The sequence below is a fragment of the Paraburkholderia sp. GW821-FHT02A12 genome (genome assembly GCF_059422005.1).
Window position 1 is genome coordinate 426,844 of sequence record NZ_JBWKWA010000002.1, and the last position, 17,928, is coordinate 444,771.

General features: G+C 62.4%; 13 protein-coding genes, 1 tRNA gene and 2 pseudogenes. 11 read left to right on the forward strand and 5 right to left on the reverse strand.

The genetic code is table 11. From position 1 onward, the window contains the following. Window positions 1–17 precede the first annotated feature (17 nt). On the reverse strand, window positions 18–1,082 hold the full coding sequence (gene selD, locus AC07WT_RS23110; protein WP_494948736.1) for a selenide, water dikinase SelD: 1,065 nt from the start codon (window positions 1,080–1,082) through the stop codon (window positions 18–20). Window positions 1,083–1,355: 273 nt separating this feature from the next. On the opposite strand from selD, the pseudogene AC07WT_RS23115 reads away from it, so the two are divergent. From AC07WT_RS23115 to AC07WT_RS23135, 5 genes and pseudogenes are all read left to right on the forward strand, one after another. Continuing rightward, window positions 1,356–1,699 (forward strand): annotated as a pseudogene (locus AC07WT_RS23115) (formate dehydrogenase subunit gamma); the annotation flags it as partial. 89 nt (window positions 1,700–1,788) lie between these two features. Beyond that, on the forward strand, window positions 1,789–2,784 hold the full coding sequence (gene fdhE, locus AC07WT_RS23120) for a formate dehydrogenase accessory protein FdhE (protein ID WP_494948737.1): 996 nt from the start codon (window positions 1,789–1,791) through the stop codon (window positions 2,782–2,784). Window positions 2,785–2,798: 14 nt separating this feature from the next. Beyond that, window positions 2,799–4,250 carry an L-seryl-tRNA(Sec) selenium transferase gene (selA, locus tag AC07WT_RS23125; RefSeq protein WP_494948738.1) on the forward strand — a complete coding sequence of 484 codons (1,452 nt, stop codon included), beginning with the start codon at window positions 2,799–2,801 and terminating at the stop codon, window positions 4,248–4,250. Continuing rightward, window positions 4,247–6,157: a selenocysteine-specific translation elongation factor gene (selB, locus tag AC07WT_RS23130; RefSeq protein ID WP_494948739.1), complete on the forward strand. Its 1,911-nt coding sequence runs from the start codon at window positions 4,247–4,249 to the stop codon at window positions 6,155–6,157. Before selA ends, selB begins: the two co-directional genes overlap by 4 nt. Window positions 6,158–6,184: 27 nt before the next feature. Continuing rightward, window positions 6,185–6,277: transfer RNA gene (locus AC07WT_RS23135), tRNA-Sec, on the forward strand. 52 nt (window positions 6,278–6,329) lie between these two features. Here AC07WT_RS23135 and AC07WT_RS23140 read toward each other — a convergent pair. Further along, complete coding sequence (locus AC07WT_RS23140; RefSeq protein WP_494948740.1) at window positions 6,330–6,776, reverse strand: tyrosine-type recombinase/integrase; 447 nt, start codon at window positions 6,774–6,776, stop codon at window positions 6,330–6,332. Between AC07WT_RS23140 and AC07WT_RS23145 the strand changes: the two genes are divergently transcribed. From AC07WT_RS23145 to AC07WT_RS23155, 3 genes are all read left to right on the forward strand, one after another. After that, window positions 6,726–9,455 carry a CoA-binding protein gene (locus AC07WT_RS23145; protein WP_494951012.1) on the forward strand — a complete coding sequence of 910 codons (2,730 nt, stop codon included), beginning with the start codon at window positions 6,726–6,728 and terminating at the stop codon, window positions 9,453–9,455. The genes AC07WT_RS23140 and AC07WT_RS23145 overlap by 51 nt on opposite strands. A 141-nt stretch (window positions 9,456–9,596) precedes the next feature. Further along, window positions 9,597–10,895 (forward strand): MFS transporter, encoded by a 1,299-nt coding sequence (locus tag AC07WT_RS23150; RefSeq protein ID WP_494948741.1) that lies wholly within the window; start codon window positions 9,597–9,599, stop codon window positions 10,893–10,895. Window positions 10,896–10,936: 41 nt separating this feature from the next. Continuing rightward, a complete protein-coding gene (locus AC07WT_RS23155) occupies window positions 10,937–11,719 on the forward strand; it encodes a substrate-binding domain-containing protein (protein WP_115109062.1) in 783 nt (260 codons plus the stop codon). Between the two features lie 15 nt (window positions 11,720–11,734). Here AC07WT_RS23155 and dctA read toward each other — a convergent pair whose 3' ends face one another. Beyond that, window positions 11,735–13,036: a C4-dicarboxylate transporter DctA gene (gene dctA, locus AC07WT_RS23160; protein WP_494948742.1), complete on the reverse strand. Its 1,302-nt coding sequence runs from the start codon at window positions 13,034–13,036 to the stop codon at window positions 11,735–11,737. Further along, window positions 13,033–13,962, reverse strand: a complete 930-nt coding sequence (locus tag AC07WT_RS23165; RefSeq protein ID WP_408183237.1) for a LysR family transcriptional regulator — start codon at window positions 13,960–13,962, stop codon at window positions 13,033–13,035. The genes dctA and AC07WT_RS23165 overlap by 4 nt, the downstream gene beginning before the upstream one ends. Window positions 13,963–14,860: 898 nt before the next feature. Between AC07WT_RS23165 and AC07WT_RS23170 the strand changes: the two genes are divergently transcribed. The 3 genes from AC07WT_RS23170 (at window position 14,861) to AC07WT_RS23180 (ending at window position 16,243) form a co-directional block, all read left to right on the forward strand. Continuing rightward, window positions 14,861–15,139 carry an HU family DNA-binding protein gene (locus AC07WT_RS23170; protein WP_494948743.1) on the forward strand — a complete coding sequence of 93 codons (279 nt, stop codon included), beginning with the start codon at window positions 14,861–14,863 and terminating at the stop codon, window positions 15,137–15,139. A gap of 201 nt (window positions 15,140–15,340) precedes the next feature. Further along, window positions 15,341–15,547 carry a hypothetical protein gene (locus tag AC07WT_RS23175; RefSeq protein ID WP_494948744.1) on the forward strand — a complete coding sequence of 69 codons (207 nt, stop codon included), beginning with the start codon at window positions 15,341–15,343 and terminating at the stop codon, window positions 15,545–15,547. Between the two features lie 255 nt (window positions 15,548–15,802). Then, the gene (locus AC07WT_RS23180) at window positions 15,803–16,243 is read left to right on the forward strand and encodes an SET domain-containing protein (RefSeq protein WP_494948745.1); all 441 of its coding nucleotides are present in this window, start codon (window positions 15,803–15,805) and stop codon (window positions 16,241–16,243) included. A 1,457-nt stretch (window positions 16,244–17,700) separates the two neighbouring features. Here AC07WT_RS23180 and AC07WT_RS23185 read toward each other — a convergent pair. Beyond that, a pseudogene (locus AC07WT_RS23185) lies at window positions 17,701–17,880 on the reverse strand (IS6 family transposase); the annotation flags it as partial. Window positions 17,881–17,928 lie beyond the last annotated feature (48 nt).

Below are 17,928 nucleotides of genomic sequence, written 5' to 3' on the forward strand. Positions count from 1 at the left end.
CCATGACGGGCGCCCGCTCAGATCACTTCAACGCGGCCGGCTCCGTCGATCATCTCGCCGATGACACACGCCTCGTCGAATCCATCGGCACGGAAAATGGCGAGAACGTCGCCGACCGCTGCCGGCGCGCATGAGACCAGCAGGCCGCCGGAGGTTTGCGGGTCGGTGAGCAGGGTGCGGGCCGTCGGCGGCAAGGACGGCGTCAAGGCGATGTCGTTTCCGTACGCATCCCAGTTGCGTCCTGACGCGCCGGTGAAAATGCCGGCCTCCGCAAACATGGCCACTTCCGGCAGCCAGGGCAAATCCGCGTAGCGCACGCGCGCGGTCAGATTCGAGCCGCGGGCCAGCTCCAGCGTATGGCCCAGCAGGCCAAACCCGGTGATATCGGTGAGGGCATGGACGCCGTCCAGCGTTGTCAGTTCGGCGCCCGGCCGGTTGAGTTTGGTCGTGGCCGCGATCATGGCGGCGTAGCCGTTCGAATCGAGCCGGTTTTTCTTCAATGCCGCCGATAGAACGCCCACGCCTAGCGGCTTGCCGAGAATCAGCACGTCGCCGGGGCGAGCCCCCGCGTTGCGCTTGACGCGCTCGGGATGGACCACGCCAAGCGCAACCAGGCCATAGATAGGTTCCACGGAGTCGATCGAATGGCCGCCCGCGAGCGGAATGCCCGCTTCAGCGCACACGGATTCGCCGCCTTTCAGCACGGCCGCGATCACGTCATGCGGCAGAACGTTGATCGGCATGCCCACGATCGCCAGCGCCATGATCGGCTTGCCGCCCATGGCGTAAACGTCGGAAAGGGCGTTGGTTGCGGCGATGCGGCCGAAGTCGAAGGGATCATCGACGATCGGCATGAAAAAATCGGTCGTCGCGACGATCGCCTGCTCGCCGTTGAGCTTGTAGACAGCGGCGTCGTCGGCGGTATCGTTGCCGACCAGCAGGTCTGGAAAGAAAGGTAGCGGCGCGCTGCGCTTGAGCAGGTCGGCGAGCAGGCCGGGGGCGATCTTGCAGCCGCAGCCTCCGCCATGGGAGAGGCTGGTCAGGCGTGGCGAGTCGATCTTGTTGGCGGTGGTATCGGTCATTGGTGCGGATTTCGGGCGTGGTATGACCGCATTATGATGGTTGTTTCGGCGAGGCGCAGGGTGGCGGCCACGGACCGTTGTGGATGCAATCATCTGCGCGCCTCCTCACGGCTTCCGCTTGCGGAGCGTTCGGCCGGCATGCGGCGAGCTGAGCTGTCTTTTTGCTGCCCGGCCCCGCCAGCCTGACCTTGTCGCACCGCAGCAATTACAGCAATTGGCAATTGCTGCGCCAGGTGCCACGCACCCGTGAACTTCACGGCAGGACTTTGCGGCGACGTGCTCAACAATCGTGAGGAAAAACTCCCCGCGATCGGCAAGTACAATGCCGGTCAAAAGCTGCTATTTTTCACGATGTGATCTGCCTGCTGCTGTTGCTGGCAAGCGGCATTGTGATCTGGCGCCGGTATTTCTCGATCTATTTTCCGATCGACATCATCCGGCTCGCGGCGGTGGTTCATGCTGCTGCGGCGTTCGTGCTGATCGTCGGCATCGTCGTGCATATTTATGCGGCCTTGTGGATCAAGGGATCGGTCGGCGCGATGACACGCGGCACCGTGACGTACGGCTGGGCGAGAAAGCATCATCCGAACTGGTTCATGGAGATGATCGGCAAGTAGTGCAGCGCGTTCTTTTACCGCGCTGCATCCGGGCGGCCGCCTTTGTTCGACGAACCGCAGCGGCTCTTCAGTTTTCAGAGGTCGATACTTTGGTTCAACGCATTCTTGAAGCCGGCGATATCGAGTCGCTCGATCACTCGGCCATTCCTCGCATTCGTACGCCTGAGCGCCTGGCGGTGTTTTCGGCTCGCGCCGCGCGGCTGCGTCAACTGGCGGCGCTCAGCAATCCGATCGCCGGCTACTTGCGCCTGATGGCCGCGCTCGCCGACGCGCAGCAGGCCGTCATGGCCGGCTTCAAGGCGCAGCCGCCCAGCGCCGAGTTGATCGCGAGCGCGCAGCAGCATTCGATGCCGCTGATACCGGCGCTGTCCGGCGTGCGCGATCCGGCCTGGCACGACGTTCTGATTCAACTGCTCGACAGGCTGCAAGCCGCCGGACCGCTGACGCCGCCGCTCGAAGCGCTCATCGCCAGGGTGAAAACGCTCGACGCCGCCACGCTCGAATCCCAGGCCGACGCGATCTTCGCGCAGCGTTTCGCCGAAGTCGATCCGGCGAGTGCGCCGTTCATCATGGCCGCGCTGCAAGTGGTCTGGACCGACCTCGCCGCGGATATCGACAAGCGCGACGTCCCGTACCTGGAAACGCTCGGCCTGTGTCCCGTGTGCGGCTCGCATCCGGTTGCGAGCACGGTGCGCATAGGCGGCGTGTATGACAACTACCGCTATCTGCAATGCGGCCTATGCGCGACCGAGTGGCATATGGTCCGGTCGAAATGTTCGAATTGCGATTCGACCAAGGGCATTGCGTATCACACGCTTGGATCGCCGGACGCCGATGCCGCGACGAAAGAAGCCGAATCCGCCAAAGCGGCTTTGAAAGCGGAATCGTGCGACGAATGCCATACTTACCGGAAGATCGGCTACCAGTCCAAGGACTACGATTTCGATCCGTTCGCGGACGATCTCGCCAGCCTCACACTGGACTTGCTGATGGGCGAGGAAGGTTACAGGCGGGCGTCGCCGCACCCGTGGCTTTGGCCTGAACAGGCTGCCACCGCAGCGGACCCTTCCGGCGAGTCCGATTAAAAGAGGATTGTCTCGTGAGCGATGTGACGGGCGCTGAACTGCGAGCGCTAATGGGGCGCGTGCCATCGGTGGAGAAGGTGGTGGCGTCGGCTGAGTTTGCGCCGCTCGTAGCCGAGTTCGGCCGCACGCAGGTCTTGAGCGCGTTGCGCGATGCACTCGATAGCTGGCGCGCCAGCGTGCAGTCGGGCGATACGTCCAGGGAAACTCTGCGCGCGCTCGACGTGGAGCAGTTGACGGTATCGGTGGGAGCGGCGCTGCGCAAGCGCAATCAGCCCCGCTTGCGCAGCGTTTTCAATCTGACCGGCACGGTGCTGCATACCAATCTCGGCCGCGCACTGTTGCCCGACGAAGCCGTGCGCGCCGTCATGAAAGCGCTCACGCAACCGGCCAACCTCGAGTTCGATCTTGCGACCGGCAAGCGCGGCGATCGCGACGATCTGGTCGACGAACTCATCTGCGAGCTGACTGGCGCTGAAGCAGCAACCGTGGTCAACAACAACGCCGCGGCCGTGTTGCTCACACTGTCGGCGCTCGCTTCGAAGAAGGAAGTGATCGTGTCGCGCGGCGAGCTGGTCGAAATTGGCGGCGCGTTCCGCATTCCCGACATCATGAGCCGCGCGGGCGCGAAGCTGCGCGAAGTCGGCACGACGAATCGCACGCATCTGAAGGATTACGAGGAAGCCATCAGCCCGCGCACCGCGCTGCTGATGAAAGTTCACGCGAGCAACTACGCGATCAACGGATTCACCAAAGAGGTCGGGGTCGGTGAAATCGCGCCGCTTGCTCACTCGCGAGGTCTCGCCGTGGCCGTGGATCTCGGTAGCGGCACGCTCGTCGATCTGACCCAATGGGGTTTGCCGCATGAGACCACAGTGCGGGAAACCATCGAAGCCGGAGCCGACCTCGTCACGTTCAGCGGCGACAAATTGCTGGGCGGCCCGCAAGCCGGTTTGATCGTCGGGCGGCGCGACCTGATTGCGCGGATCAAGAAGCATCCGCTCAAACGCGCGCTGCGGGTCGGCAAATTGACGCTCGCGGCGCTGGAGCCGGTGCTGCAACTCTATCGTTCGCCGGAGCAGCTTGCCGAGCGGCTGACTACGCTGCGTTTGCTCACGCGTCCCGCCGACGAGATCCGGCTTGCCGCGGAGCGCGTGCAACCCGCGTTGCAGCGCGCGATCGGCGAACGCTACGCGGTGGCAGTGGAGCCCATGTTCAGCCAGATCGGCAGCGGCGCGTTGCCTGTCGATGTGCTGGCGAGTTACGGCCTTGTCGTCAGGATGGCTGACGGAAAGCGCGGCGGCCGTCAGTTGTTTGCGCTGGAAAAGGTGCTGCGCGACATGGCGCGGCCGATCATCGGCCGGATTGCGGACGATGCGTTGCGCCTCGATCTGCGCTGTCTCGAAGCCGCCGACGAAGCGCAACTGCTCGAGCAACTGCTTGAGCAACCGAAGGGCGCACACGCATGATCGTCGGTACGGCAGGACATATCGATCACGGCAAGACGAGTCTGGTAAGAGCGCTTTCCGGAGTCGATACGGACCGGCTGAAGGAAGAAAAGGCGCGCGGCATCTCGATCGAACTGGGCTATGCGTACATGCCGCTCGAGAACGGCGAGGTGCTCGGCCTGATCGACGTTCCGGGCCACGAAAAGCTCGTCCACACCATGACCGCCGGCGCGAGCGGCATCGATTTCGCGCTGCTCGTGATCGCTGCCGACGATGGTGTGATGCCGCAAACGCGCGAGCATCTGGCGATTGTTCAACTGCTCGGCATCGAGCGCGGTGCGATAGCATTGACCAAGATCGATCGCGTGGACGCACAGCGGCTGCAGGACGTGCATGAAGAGATTGCATCGTTTCTGAGCGGCAGCGTATTGCAGGACGCACCCGTGTTCGATACCTGCGCCATGCGTGCTGATGATCCCGGCGTGACTGCGTTGAAGACGCATCTATGTACATCGGCGCGAGCGTGGCGGATGAAGCGCGACGACGGTCTGTTCCGGCTCGCGGTCGACCGGGTTTTCACGCTCGCGGGACAGGGGACGATTGTGACGGGGACGGTGGTGTCGGGGCGCGTCAATGTCGGCGATACGATGCTGCTCGTGCCGAAGCGTCAGCCCGTGCGCGTGCGCAGCATTCATTCGCAGAATCGTCCGGCTGCCGTTGGGCGGGCAGGGGAGCGCTGCGCACTGAATCTTGCGGGTATCGACAAGAGTGCGATCGATCGCGGCGACTGGATCGTCGACCCGCGTCTGTCGCAAGCGTCGGAACGTGTCGATGTCATGCTGACGCTGCTTGCCGATGCGCCGACGCTGGCGCAATGGGCGCCGCTGCACGTGCATCTGGGCACGCAGCATCAGGTCGCGCATGTCGCGCTGCTCGACGGTCCGGCGCTTGCCGCAGGTCAGAGCGGGCGTGTGCAACTCGTGTTCGAACGGCCGGTGTGCGCGCTTCCCGGCGACCGTTTTGTCGTGCGGAATGCGCAGGCGAATCGCACCATCGGCGGCGGTCATGTGCTCGATCCGTTTGCGCCGGCGCGCAAGCGCCGCTCGGCTGAGCGCCTCGCGTGGCTCGATGCGTTGCAGACCATGCTCGATACAGGACCGCTCGACGCCATGCTCGCGCGCGCGCCTCATGGCTTGTCACGATCGCTGCTGGAGCGCCTGACGGGCATGCCGGCCGCGGCGCTTGATTTGCCGCTCGACACGCGCGTGGTCGAGCTTCCCGGCAACGACGCATTGCTCGTCGCGAACGCGGCATGGCAGGCGCTGGCTGCGCGATTGACGGCGGCGCTGAAGCAATACCACGAACGCGTGCCGGACGAACTGGGCCCCGATGCGTCACGCTTGCGGCGGATCGCGGCACCGCTCGTGGATGAGGCGCTGTGGCGCGCGCTGGTCGATGATGCTGAGGCGCGCGGCGAGATCGTCCGGCGCGGGCCCTGGTTGCATCTTCCGGACCACGCGGTGACGCTCGACGACGCCGATCGCGCGCTCGCGGCGGCGCTGTTGCCGGCGGTGAAGGAGGGGCGCTTCGATCCGCCGTGGGTCCGCGATCTTGCAAGCGCGCATGGCGTGTCCGAGGACCGCGTGCGTCAGTTGATGCGCAAGCTCGCGCGGCAAGGCGAGATTTTTCAGGTCGTGCGCGACCTCTTTTATCATCCTGATGCGATTCGCGAACTGGCTTCGATTGCTGCCGCTGAAGCGCGAAAGAATGCGGGTACAGTGGCCGCCGCGCCGTTTCGCGATGTCACCGGCCTTGGACGAAAGCGTGCGATTCAGCTCTTAGAATTTTTCGACCGGGTTGGTTATACTCGCTTCCACCGTGGCCTGCATCTGATGCGCACGGACAGTCGTTGGCTCGATCTGCTCTGATGCACAACGACTGATTTGATCACCGTAGGAAGGCATCCGTATCCGGTGGTGCGGCTGGGCTTCAAACCCAGTTGAGGGCGTCAGCCGCTCTCAGGTCGGTTCGACTCCGGCTGCCTTCCGCCCTTGTTTTGACAAGGGATTCAGCCAATCGCTATTTCCTCGCGGACTCCAGTCATGCCCCTTGGTTCCCCGGCATTTCCCCGCTGGAATGACACTCTAATGCCACTATTGGCGCGCTGAACATCGCGACGGCGCGCGAACCGGCTTTTTGGTCCGCTTCTGGCATCCAGCGTCCGTAAACACGTGCGATCATCGTCTGGTCTGCATGCCCCATTTGCTTGGAAACCCACATCGGGTGCTCACCTGCGCTAAGCATCATTGAGGCGAATGTATGGCGCGTCTGATAAGGATTGCGATACCGAACCTTTGCCTTGCGTACAACGCTTTGCCACACGTCCCAGACCTTAGTATGGCCGGCCCACCTTTTTCCGGTGCGGGGATCGTGAAAGATCGCTTGCTGTGTCTCGAATGTGTGCTCCTTCTGTGCCGCGAGGGCATCGAGTGCTGGCTGCAGAAGCTTGACCTCTCGGCGGCCTGCGGCCGTTTTTGTGGTCTCCACCTTGCCAAGTATTTCGTCGGCGTCAACTCGCTGGCGCAGATCGCCACGCGTGACGATCGCGTGTGCGTGCTCAATATCCTGGGCGGTGAGTCCTCGGACGTGACGCCCGTCAGTCACGCGTTCTCAGGCGGGAATATTGTCTTCGGCACGGCGCCGGGGAAAGGCGGGCAAGTGCTCACCACATCGATCGGAGATATCCCAGTCTACAACAACGTTCGCGAGGGTCTGGAAGCGGGGCATCGGTTCAACTGCGGCGTGGTCTATCTACCGCCATCGGCGGCCCGCGACGGCGTCGCCGAACTGATCCGCGTCAATCCCGATCTGAAGAAGATTTTCATCATCACCGAAAAGATCGCCGTACACGACGCCCGCGAAATTCGCGCGATGGGTCAGCAAGCGGGCATCGACATCTTCGGTGCGAACGGGCTCGGCGTCGCTGACTCGTGGAATCGCGTAAGAATCGGCGGAGCACTCGGCGGCGATAGTCCGGACGATTCATTGCGCAAGGGATCGATCGCCATCTTCTCGAACTCCGGCGGCTTCAGTACGACGATCGCGCAGTACCTGCGCATGAGCGGCTGGGGCACATCGACCGTCATCTCGAGCGGCAAGGACGTCTACATCCACTATGCTGCGCCGGAATTTGCGTTCGCACTCGCCAACGATGCTCGAAGCAAGGCCGCTGTGCTCTATTGCGAACCGGGTGGCTACTACGAGGCCGATGCGACCTTCACGAAACCGGTGGTCGCCTGTGTGGTGGGCCGGTGGAAGAGCCGCCTCACGCGTGCGGTCGGCCATGCGGGCGCGATGGCCGGCGGCTCCGACGACGCGCAAGCCAAGGAGCGCTGGTTCATGGAAATGTTCGGCGTAGACCGCCTCTTCACGCCTGACGATCCGTGCTGCTCCGCCAAGGGCGCGGTCGTCACGAACATCGCGCATATCCCGGCGGCGCTGACCGCCGTCATGCGCGCCAGCGCGACGATGCCTGACTTCGAGCCCGAAGGCAGCCTTGCGCTCAAGCCGTGGTTCGGCTCCGACCAGGGAATTCAGCTTCCGTCCGACCTTGCGATCCCCGTAGTGGAAGCAGTCGCGCCCTACGACGAGCAAGTCTTCCAGGTCAATCGACAAGTCGGTGCGATTGCGCCACGTCAGGCGTTGAAGGATGCGTCGGGAGCATCGCAGATGGATGCGAAAACGCAAGTGAGCAGCCTGTATGGCGCCTCGATGCTCGACGCGGCGACGCATTCGCTCGAAGCGAACGTCAGCCTTGCCCTGCTTCACGAGTTCGGCGGAGAAAACGACGAGAAGCTCATCGATGTCGCGATCGCTGCGTCCGTCAATCTGCACGGAACGCCGGAACTCGCGGCAGCGCAAGCCGCACGCGAGGCCGGCAATGCACCCAACGCCATCCTGGCCGCCGCGACCTCGATCATCGGGCCGAATCGTCAGCGCGCGGCGCGGGATGCCGCGAAATGCATGATCGAACGCTTCTCGGCAGCCGGCCTTACGAGTGCGCTCGACGAGAACTTTGACATCGCCCGGATCGACGTCAGCGGCTGTGAGCCGCTCTTTGCCGACACGCGCGATTTGCTCGCCGAAGCGATGCTTGCGGGACTCGCCGAGCGTGGAGTCAGATCGGTCCTCGTGCGCTGGCTCACGTCTCAGCCCGCTCACCCGACGGCAGACGCTGTTCTGGCCGCGATCTCCATGACGCTCGCTTGGGGACCGCTGATGCGCAAGCGCATTTCGCGCGTCACGGCCGAGAGCCTGCCCTGGTGGACCATGTTGTTCGGGACGCTGATCGGTGCATCGGCGGACGCCTCGCGACACTGTCCCGACGGCTTTTGCGGCTTTACCACGCAAGCGCTGCTGAACGAACGCAGCCTGACCGAAATCTGTTTTGCCGCGTTGCTCAACCTCGCGCCGGAGCCCAACGATCTGTTCGCCTTCAAAACGCTCGTCGGTCTGCTGCTCACCAACGGTCCGGGAGCCATCTCGGCGCAGGGAGCAAAGGGCGCGGTATCCGCCGACGGCCCGGAAAGCCCCGAGCGCGTGCAACTCAACAAGGCGCTGGTCGGCTTTCTTACCCATACAGGTTATACGCATGGCGGCAATGGCTATGAAGGCATCGCGTTCCTGATCGAATCGTTCAGGGACAGCGGGCTTGCCGATCCGTCCGACCCCGCGCACGGCGTGGACCTGCGCTCGCTGGCCGAGCGCTCGGTCGAGCGCTATGCACAGTACAAGGCCCGACAGAAGCATGCCGGCAGCCTCGATATCGCGAAGCTGCCGGGCGTGAACCATCCGGTCTTCAAGGACAGGCCGGTCAACTACGACCCGCGCGAAGTGTTCATCGCGGAACTGTGCGAGAAGCGTGGCGAATATAACGTGTTCCATGCTTTCTATCGCGAACTGGTGCAGGCGTTGTTTGATGCCGGCGTCTCCCGCAACGTGTACTGCGTAAACGTCGATGCCGTGATCGCGGCGCTGCTGCTGAAGATGCTGTGGCAGCCGCTGCAACGTGGTGAATTGACTGAGACCGATCTGGAAACCGCCGCATTCACGATCTTCCCTTATCCCCGCATGCTCGGATGCGCGGCGGAAATCGACGATCACCTGAACCGGGGTCGCAACATGGACACCCGAACGCCGGCGTCCCAGTGCCGCTTCGTAGCTTGAGCGCTTCGCGGACACACTGATAACCAACGCACATCAATCGTTTCGAAAATAGCACTTATCGTTTCGAGTAGTTCGGGCGAATATTCGACGAACAACAAATCGCCCGAACACCGCAAGTTCAAAATTTCTGGAGACACCTCGATGCATCCCTCCTCACCCCCGCTGGCCCCCGGGCAATCGAAGGCATCCGCCGTGCTACGCGTGACGGCAGGCAACTTCCTGGAGCAGTTCGACTTCTTCCTGTTCGGCTTCTATGCCACGCAGATTGCCGCGGTCTTTTTCCCGGCGGGGAGCGAGTTCGCTTCACTGATGATGACGTTCGCAGTGTTCGGCGCGGGCTTCCTGATGCGGCCGCTCGGCGCGATCATCCTCGGCGCGTATATCGACGATGTCGGTCGCCGTAAGGGCCTGATTGTCACGCTGTCGATCATGGCGAGCGGCACCATCCTGATCGCGTTCGTGCCCGGCTATGCGACGGTCGGACTATTCGCCCCGGCCCTGGTTCTCATTGGCCGTCTGCTGCAGGGCTTCTCCGCGGGTGCGGAACTGGGCGGCGTATCAGTTTATCTCGCCGAGATGGCGACGCCGAGCCGCAAGGGTTTCTTCACGAGCTGGCAGTCGGCGAGCCAGCAGGTGGCGATCGTCATCGCTGCCGCGCTCGGCTTCGCGCTAAATCAGTGGCTCGACACGGCGGCGATCGCTGCGTGGGGATGGCGCGTGCCGTTCTTCGTCGGCTGCATGATCGTGCCTTTCATCTTCATCTTGCGGCGCAATCTCGAGGAAACGCAGGAATTCAAACAGCGCCAGCATCGCCCGAGCATGAAAGAAGTCTTTACGACGCTCGTGCAGAACTGGAATGTCGTGATCGCGGGCGTGTTGCTGGTCGCAATGACCACCACGAGCTTCTATCTGATCACGGTGTATGCGCCGACCTTTGGCAAGACGGTCCTGCATCTGAGCACCGCCGATAGCCTGCTCGTCACGCTGTGCGTGGGGATCTCCAACTTCATCTGGCTGCCGATTGGTGGCGCGTTATCGGACCGGATCGGACGCCGTCCGCTCCTTCTCGGAATGACGATCCTGGCGATTGCGACCGCCTACCCCGCGCTATCGCTGCTGGCTCACGCGCCGAGCTTCGTCAACATGCTGCTTGTGCTGCTCTGGCTCTCGTTCATGTACGGAATGTACAACGGCGCGATGGTCGTCGCACTCACCGAAGTGATGCCGGTCGAAGTGCGTGTCGCTGGATTCTCGCTGGCCTACAGCCTTGCGACGGCGGTCTTTGGCGGTTTCACACCCGTTATCTCGACCGCGCTCATTCACATGACGGGCGATAAAGCCGCGCCGGGCTACTGGATGAGCTTCGCCGCGGTGTGCGGGCTCGGTGCCACACTCGCACTGTATCGGCGCCGTCGCGTTCCGCTGCATGCGGCTTCCTGAAGCATCGCTTCGCTCCTCGAACTTCAGCCTGACTTTCAACCATGAAATCCATCCTTCTGAAACTCTGCACCGCGGCGCTCCTCGGCAGCGCCGCCGCTGCGGCGAATGTGCAGGCCGCCGATCTGCACGTGATGAGCTCGGGCGGCTTCACCGCCGCCTACAAGCTGCTCGGCCCGAAGTTCGCGGCGTCCACGGGCAACACGCTCGATACCGCGCTCGGACCGTCGATGGGCAAGTCGCCGGAGGCCATTCCGAACCGGCTTCAGCGCGGCGAGCCTGCCGACGTGGTGATCATGGTCGGCTATGCACTCGACGACCTCATCAAGCAGGGCAAGGTGATCCCCAATTCGCGCGTCGAGCTCGCGGATTCGCGCATCGGCATGGTCGTGCGCGATGGCGCGCCGAAGCCCGACATCGGGTCTGAGGCGGCGCTCAAGGAAACCTTGCTGCATGCCCGGTCGATCGCCTACTCGGATAGCGCGAGCGGTGTCTATATCGAGCGCGAGTTGTTCAAGCGGCTCGGCATCGAGGAACAGGTGAAGACCAAGGCGAAGATGATCCCGAAGATCCCGGTGGCGTCGGTGGTTGCAACCGGCGACTACGAAGTGGGATTTCAGCAGGTGAGCGAGTTGCTCCCGGTGAAGGGCGCAGCGTACGTCGGCAAGATTCCGGAGTCGATGCAGTCCGTCACGCGCTTTGCGGCCGGCATCCCGGTCGGCGCGCAGCATCCGAAGGAGGCGAAAGCGCTGCTCGACTATCTTGCGTCGCCCGCCGTTCAGCCGGAGGTGACATCGACCGGACTCGATTCCGTCGCCACTCATTGAGACGACAGCAACGATTCAGCCCGGCAGGTCGGCGGGCTGATCGAAAGCTTCTTCGGGCTCATGCGCCAGGCTCAATGCTTCTTTCAGACGCGCCCGGTCGCAGGCGCGCTCCCACATCGATACGAAGATCACTGCGCAGGCGTTGCTGATCACGCTCGTCAGGGCACGCGCCTCGGACATGAAGCGATCGATGCCGACCAGTAGCGCGACGCCTGCAACCGGCAGATCGGGAATGACGGCGAGCGTCGCGACGAGCGCAACCAGTCCGCTGCCCGACACGCCCGCCGCGCCCTTCGACGTGATCAGCATCACCACGAGCATCGTCGCGATCTGGCCGCCCGAGAGGTGTACATCGCACGCTTGCGCGATGAACATCGAGGCGAGCGTCAGGTAGATCGCCGTGCCGTCGAGATTGAAGGAATAGCCGGCGGGCAGCACGAGACCCACGATGCCCTTGTCGCAGCCAAGCGCTTCGAGCTTGACGATGAGGCGCGGCAGCACCGGTTCGGTCGACGACGTCGCGAGCACGATGACGAGTTCCTCGCGAATGTAGCGCAGCAAACGCCAGAGGGAGAAGCGATGCAGGCGTGCGAGCGGACCGAGCACGCAGACGACGAACAGCAGGCACGCCGCATAGAACGACAACATCAGCATGCCAAGCGAGCCAATCGAACGGATGCCGAAACGGCCCACCGTGAACGCCATCGCGCCGAATGCCCCGACGGGGGCAAGCCGCATGATCAGCGCGAGGATGCGGAACAGCACGTGTGCGAAGCTATCGATGAATTCCTGCACTCGCCGTCCGGCGCTTCCGCTGGCGTTCATTGCGAAGCCGAACAGAAGGGCAAGCAGCAGGACCGGCAGAACCTCGCCTTTCTCGAAGGCCCCGACGAGCGTCTCCGGAATCACATGCAGCGCGAATTCGACAAGTCCGTGCGTCTGCGTGCGAGTCGAATACTGCGTGAGGATGGTGGTGTCCAGATGATGTGCGTCGATATGCAGTCCCGCGCCCGGATGCAGCGCGAACGCGGTCGCGAGCCCCAGGACGAGTGCAACGATGGTAAGAAAGTAGAACAACGCCAGCGCCTTCAGGATGGTCCGGCCGATCTTCGAGCCGCTCGCAAGCGATGTGATGCCGGTGACGATCGTGCAGAAGACGATTGGCGCGATCATCATGCGTACCAGCGCGACGAACGCATCGCTGAGCGGTTTCAGCGACGCGCCGACCTGTGGCCAGAAGTGGCCGACAGTCATGCCGAGCCCCATTCCAAGCAGGACCTGGACGTAGAGCAGCCTAAAGGGCCGTGGTAGTGTCATTTCGAGGTCTTCTTCGCCGCACCGACCATGCCACTGCGCTTCGTGTCGAGGATCGTCTGGTAGAACTGCTGCGCGGCCGGCGCGAGGGGGCGTCCCCGGCGTCTGACAATGCCGACTCGCCTCGTCACGACCGGATCGACGAGCGGCACGCTGGTCAAAATCGGATGGTCGCGCATGGGCATTGCCATTGAAGGCACCGCTGCCACACCGAGTCCCGCTTCGATCAGGCCGAGCATGGTGGTGACATGGCGAGTCTCGCAGACGCTCGCCACTGCTGGCGCCACGTTGGTCAACGCCTGATCGAGCAGCAGGCGGTTGCCGGAAGTCTTGTCGACGGAAACGTATTCGTGTTCATAAAGCTCGCTCCAGGTCACCTGCTTTTTCCGAGCAAGGGGATGATCGCGACGACACGCGGCGACGAACCGTTCCTGCAGCAGGACCTTGAACTCGACCTCGGTTTCCTGGCTGCCCATGAAGCTGACGCCGAAATCGGCTTCACCGCTGATGACCGAGCCGAGCACTTCGTTGGCGCTCGAGTCCAGCAGCTTGACCCGGATCCGCGGATAGCGGCTGTGATAGGCGGCAACGACGCTCGGCAGGAAATAGTAGGCGACCGACGGCACACATGCGATGGTCACATGACCGAGGCGGCTGCTGGAGACGTCGCGGATGCCGAGCAACGCGACATCGAGATCGTCGAGAAGTTGTTCCGCGCTTGGGGCGAACACGCGACCTATGGTGGTGAGCGTCACGCTGCGGGTGGTCCGCTCGAAGAGCCGCACACCGAGCGCCGCTTCGAGCTTCTCGATGCGCCGGCTCAGCGCTGGCTGCGAAATATTGACCGCCTCTGCTGCTTTGCGGAAGCTACCCAACTCCGCGACGGCTCGAAACGCCTGCAAATCGTTCAGGTCGAAGTTGACGCCCACGGGCCATCCTCCGCATTTTAGATGCGACTATTTTGCATGATACGGACGCGCCCTTCGAGGCAACACTCGGTGAATAGTCCGCGAGGGGTCACCGAAGTCGGGATCGAGGGGCCGGTTTCGTCGTGACGCTGTTGAAAAAGTCGCTCTACGTCGTTTGCAATCTGCTGGCGAAAAAATCGACCTCCCAGATCGGCCTACAAACCGCTCGCGAACATCGGTTAAGGGTAAGAAGACCCCTGAAAACCTTGCGCGAGAGACGGTCGGCGACTTTTTCAACAGCATCGGCGTGTCAGCGGTCATTCATGGCCGAGAGGTGGGCGTCTCTTCATGGCCGGTTTGCGCCTTAGCTGCAAAGAGCCTTGATCAACGTTCATACCGTCGCCGGTTTCGCTGCAGCAGGACGGCCATCGACTGTATTGCGTTACAAAGTTAGTTGCAGCCGGGCAGCACAGTGGTAACAAATTTAGTTGACGAGGTGTGGCGCGCTGAGGCCTTTGTGAAAGCGCCGCCGCGGGAAATGCTGCGCCGCACAGCGGTAGCAACAACTTTGCTTGCGGGAGCGTCAATCACGCCAGCAGGGCCGCGCCGTGTGCCCGCGGGTAGCCAGCGTTCGCGCAACCGGTTCGCCGCGATGCGGCCAGGAAGCCGCACAGCACGCAGGGCACGGGCAGCGATAGGCGCCCGATCGCGTCGGGAGTTTCATCGGACGTTGTCAACGGTGAACACGACCGCGCAGGGCCAGCCTCACGGCGACGTCATGCCCCGCTCATGCTTGGACTTGTTTGGAGAGGCGTGCCGCGCCAGTGGTAGCGGATCCAGTTCGACCGCGCGCCGATTGCGCAACGGTGCGCGGATCGGGTAGGGTGGCGACATTCACAACCACAGCGAGGAAGAAGCAATGAACAAGCAGGAACTGGTGGATGCGGTCGCCGCGAAGACAGGTGCAAGCAAGGCGGCCGCCGGCGAGGCGATCGATGCATTCATCGGCGCGGTCACGGCGGCCGTCACGAAAGGCGATACCGTCCAGCTGGTCGGCTTCGGGTCGTTTTCGACGGGCGCGCGCGCCGCGCGGGTCGGCCGCAATCCGGCGACTGGCGCCGAAATCCAGATCCCCGCCGCGAAGACCGTGAAGTTCACGGCGGGCAAGGCGTTCAAGGATGCGGTGAACGGCGCCTGACAACGGGCGAGCCGCCGGGCGCAGATGTGCCGGCGGCAAGCCGTTGCGTGAAGATTGCCGACGGAAGACGACTCCTCTTTGGAAGTCGATCTTCACGCAACCCACCTGGACGCGTCCGTGCCAACCTGGTAGCATGAGTTGAGGAGATGCCGTGATTTCCCGCGGCCCCGCAACTGGCTGGATATCTATATAGATAGTGGTATGGAAAAGAAACGATCACGGATTCGCCGGGAGGCCTTGTGCCCGCCGATCGGGGCGCTGTTGCGTTACCGGACGCGCATCGTGCGCGTCATCGCCGAAGCGCGGGGGCACCGCGCAATGATCGAGTCGCTCGACACTACGGGCCGCACATTTGTCAGTACCGTCAAGTGGGACAGTCTGCGCGAGCTCGGTGTCCAGTTGTTCTGATCCCGGACGCCTTCGCGCCGCGGACTGAAACCGAAGCTGCGTTGTTGCGACGGGAAAATAGCTTATCGACGTCCCTTACCAAAGTAAGCCAGCATTGATCATGCAGACAGTCCATGGTGATCGGGACACTCGGGCTCTTCAACTTCAGCATCGCGAGTGGGTTCGCTGATCTGGCTACGACTCGCGCCTCTCAAAGCAGTGGATCGAGAAATTGGCCGCTTTTATACTGGTGCGGATACCAGTCAAGGAAACAGTATGCGGCGCGTGATCGTCCGGCGGTCTTCAGTTCATGGCAAGGGTGTGTTTGCGTTGCGACCGCTCGCGGCGGGTGAGCGCGTGCTCGAGTACAAGGGTGAAATTACCGCGTGGCGCGATGCCGTTCGCCGCCACCGGCGCGAAGGCGTCGAAGGCCATACGTTTCTTTTCGGGCTGTCGGATGGGTCCGTGATCGACGGGAGCCGCGGTGGCAACAGTGTGCGCTGGCTCAATCACGCCTGCGCACCGAACTGCGAGACCATCGAGGACCAGGGACGGATTTTCATCCACACGCTCCGGCCTATCGAGGCCGGTGAAGAACTGTTTATTGAATATCTGCTGGCCACTGACGATCCGCTGGATGAAGACGTTCGGGCGCAATACGCATGCCGGTGCGCCGCGGCGGACTGTCGTCACTCGATGCTGGCCGACGCTGCGTGAACAGGGCGGCGGAGCAGCTAGTGGGCAGCGTCGCTATCCCGAAAAGCGCCGAGGGCCCGAAGCGGGGGAATGATGGCTTTGTCCGGATCTGTGGCGATGTGGTTTTCCATCTCGATGTGCAGAAACCACCGTTGCCAAAGGGCGATGCGTCCGACCGTGCCCCTGGCGCAAGCACGAGGAAACAGATGTCGCTGGATCCGGACGATTTGTGGTGACGTCGACGCCAGCGCGCGTCGTCTACCGAATCAGGGGAGCGGCCTTATGCAGAAGCGGAAGTTCGCACGAAAGAGGGCAGGTGAAGTGAATCTGCCGGAACTGCTGGACCGGCTTGAACTGGCATTAACAGAGATGCCCGCGCGCACAGCGGTCTGTCGAGCGCTATCGGATCTGAACCGGCGGCTCGGCTCGACCAGCGAGAAAACTGCTGCGAGGACCAGTCGGTCCACGTCTCCGCGACGTCGGCGCCAAACCGCCGTCGAATCGCTGCCACTTTTTTCGTAGAGGGCGTTGTAAGGCTGGCGATTCGCCGGCTTGTCCCTCCTGTAGCTGTTCGTTAATTCCGCTAGCCATGTTCATAGCTTGCGCTAATGAAAGAAAGCTCGTGGCCCGCTCCAAATATGGCTGGCAGAGCAGATGTCCAGTTTTGCCGCGGTTGCGTTTCAGCAACGGCGACCGGCCCCGTGTCCGCTAATTTTGCTAGCGCATTCAACGTGTCCACTAATTCCGCTAATGCGGCTGTTGGACCACTCAACAGGCGAGCATGACTAGGGCCGCAGCCGTAGAGCGAAGCAAATCTGTCACTACCCGGCATAGCACCGGCGTGAAAAATCGCGTGCATGTTGACATTTTTACGTACGCGAAAACCGGAGCAAATGTGTCAATTCGCATAGGTACGTATTAAATCCGTCAATTCGTCTCCTACACTTCGAATCCCGTCTGGAAGGCGCGGATCTTATGGAATCGTCTCTGCCGATGGTCAAGCCGATCGCGCTTATGCGACCACGAGGCGCGCATCGCTTTGAAGAATTCAACGCGATGCCGCAGTGTCGACTCACTTTTTATAAATGTTCCTCGCGCGAGGTGGGGATGGTGCACGAGACCGGCTCGGCGGTAATCCGTCTCTGCAAACGCCTTGGTTACATGCGGATCGATGGGGCCCGCGTCTTCTGGGATTTTTCGGCTAGCGTATTGATAACAATAAATTAGGTATCCATACCGATAACGCTTCTAGCGATGGTAATGAAGAGAGTTCTCGCCAGCCGCTTGACGTGCTATACGTTATCGGCCCGTCAAATTGACCCGGCTGAGCTAGCTGCCACGCGAGTCTGGATCGATAACCGGCAGCGCATGCTGCCGTACGTTATTGCTAACGGCCGCCCTTTTTGGTGGACGCTGTCCGATGGGTTGTGTCGCGATAAGGCGGGCGGGACGAGCAATCCCAATATGATTGGGATTGCTTACATAACCAGCGAATAGAATTGATCGGCTGCGGTTTTGGCGAAGCCATCATCGTGCATCTGCCCCTTGCGGATCATGTGCATCAGGTCGATGCCGGCCAGGATGATGCGAGCACACCGGAAATCCTTGAAGCCCATCATTGGTTTGATGATGCGTTTGATGGCGCGGTGATCCTGGTCGGGTAGCAGCAGCGCATTGCTGCGCTGCTGCCCCCTAAGAACCGTACG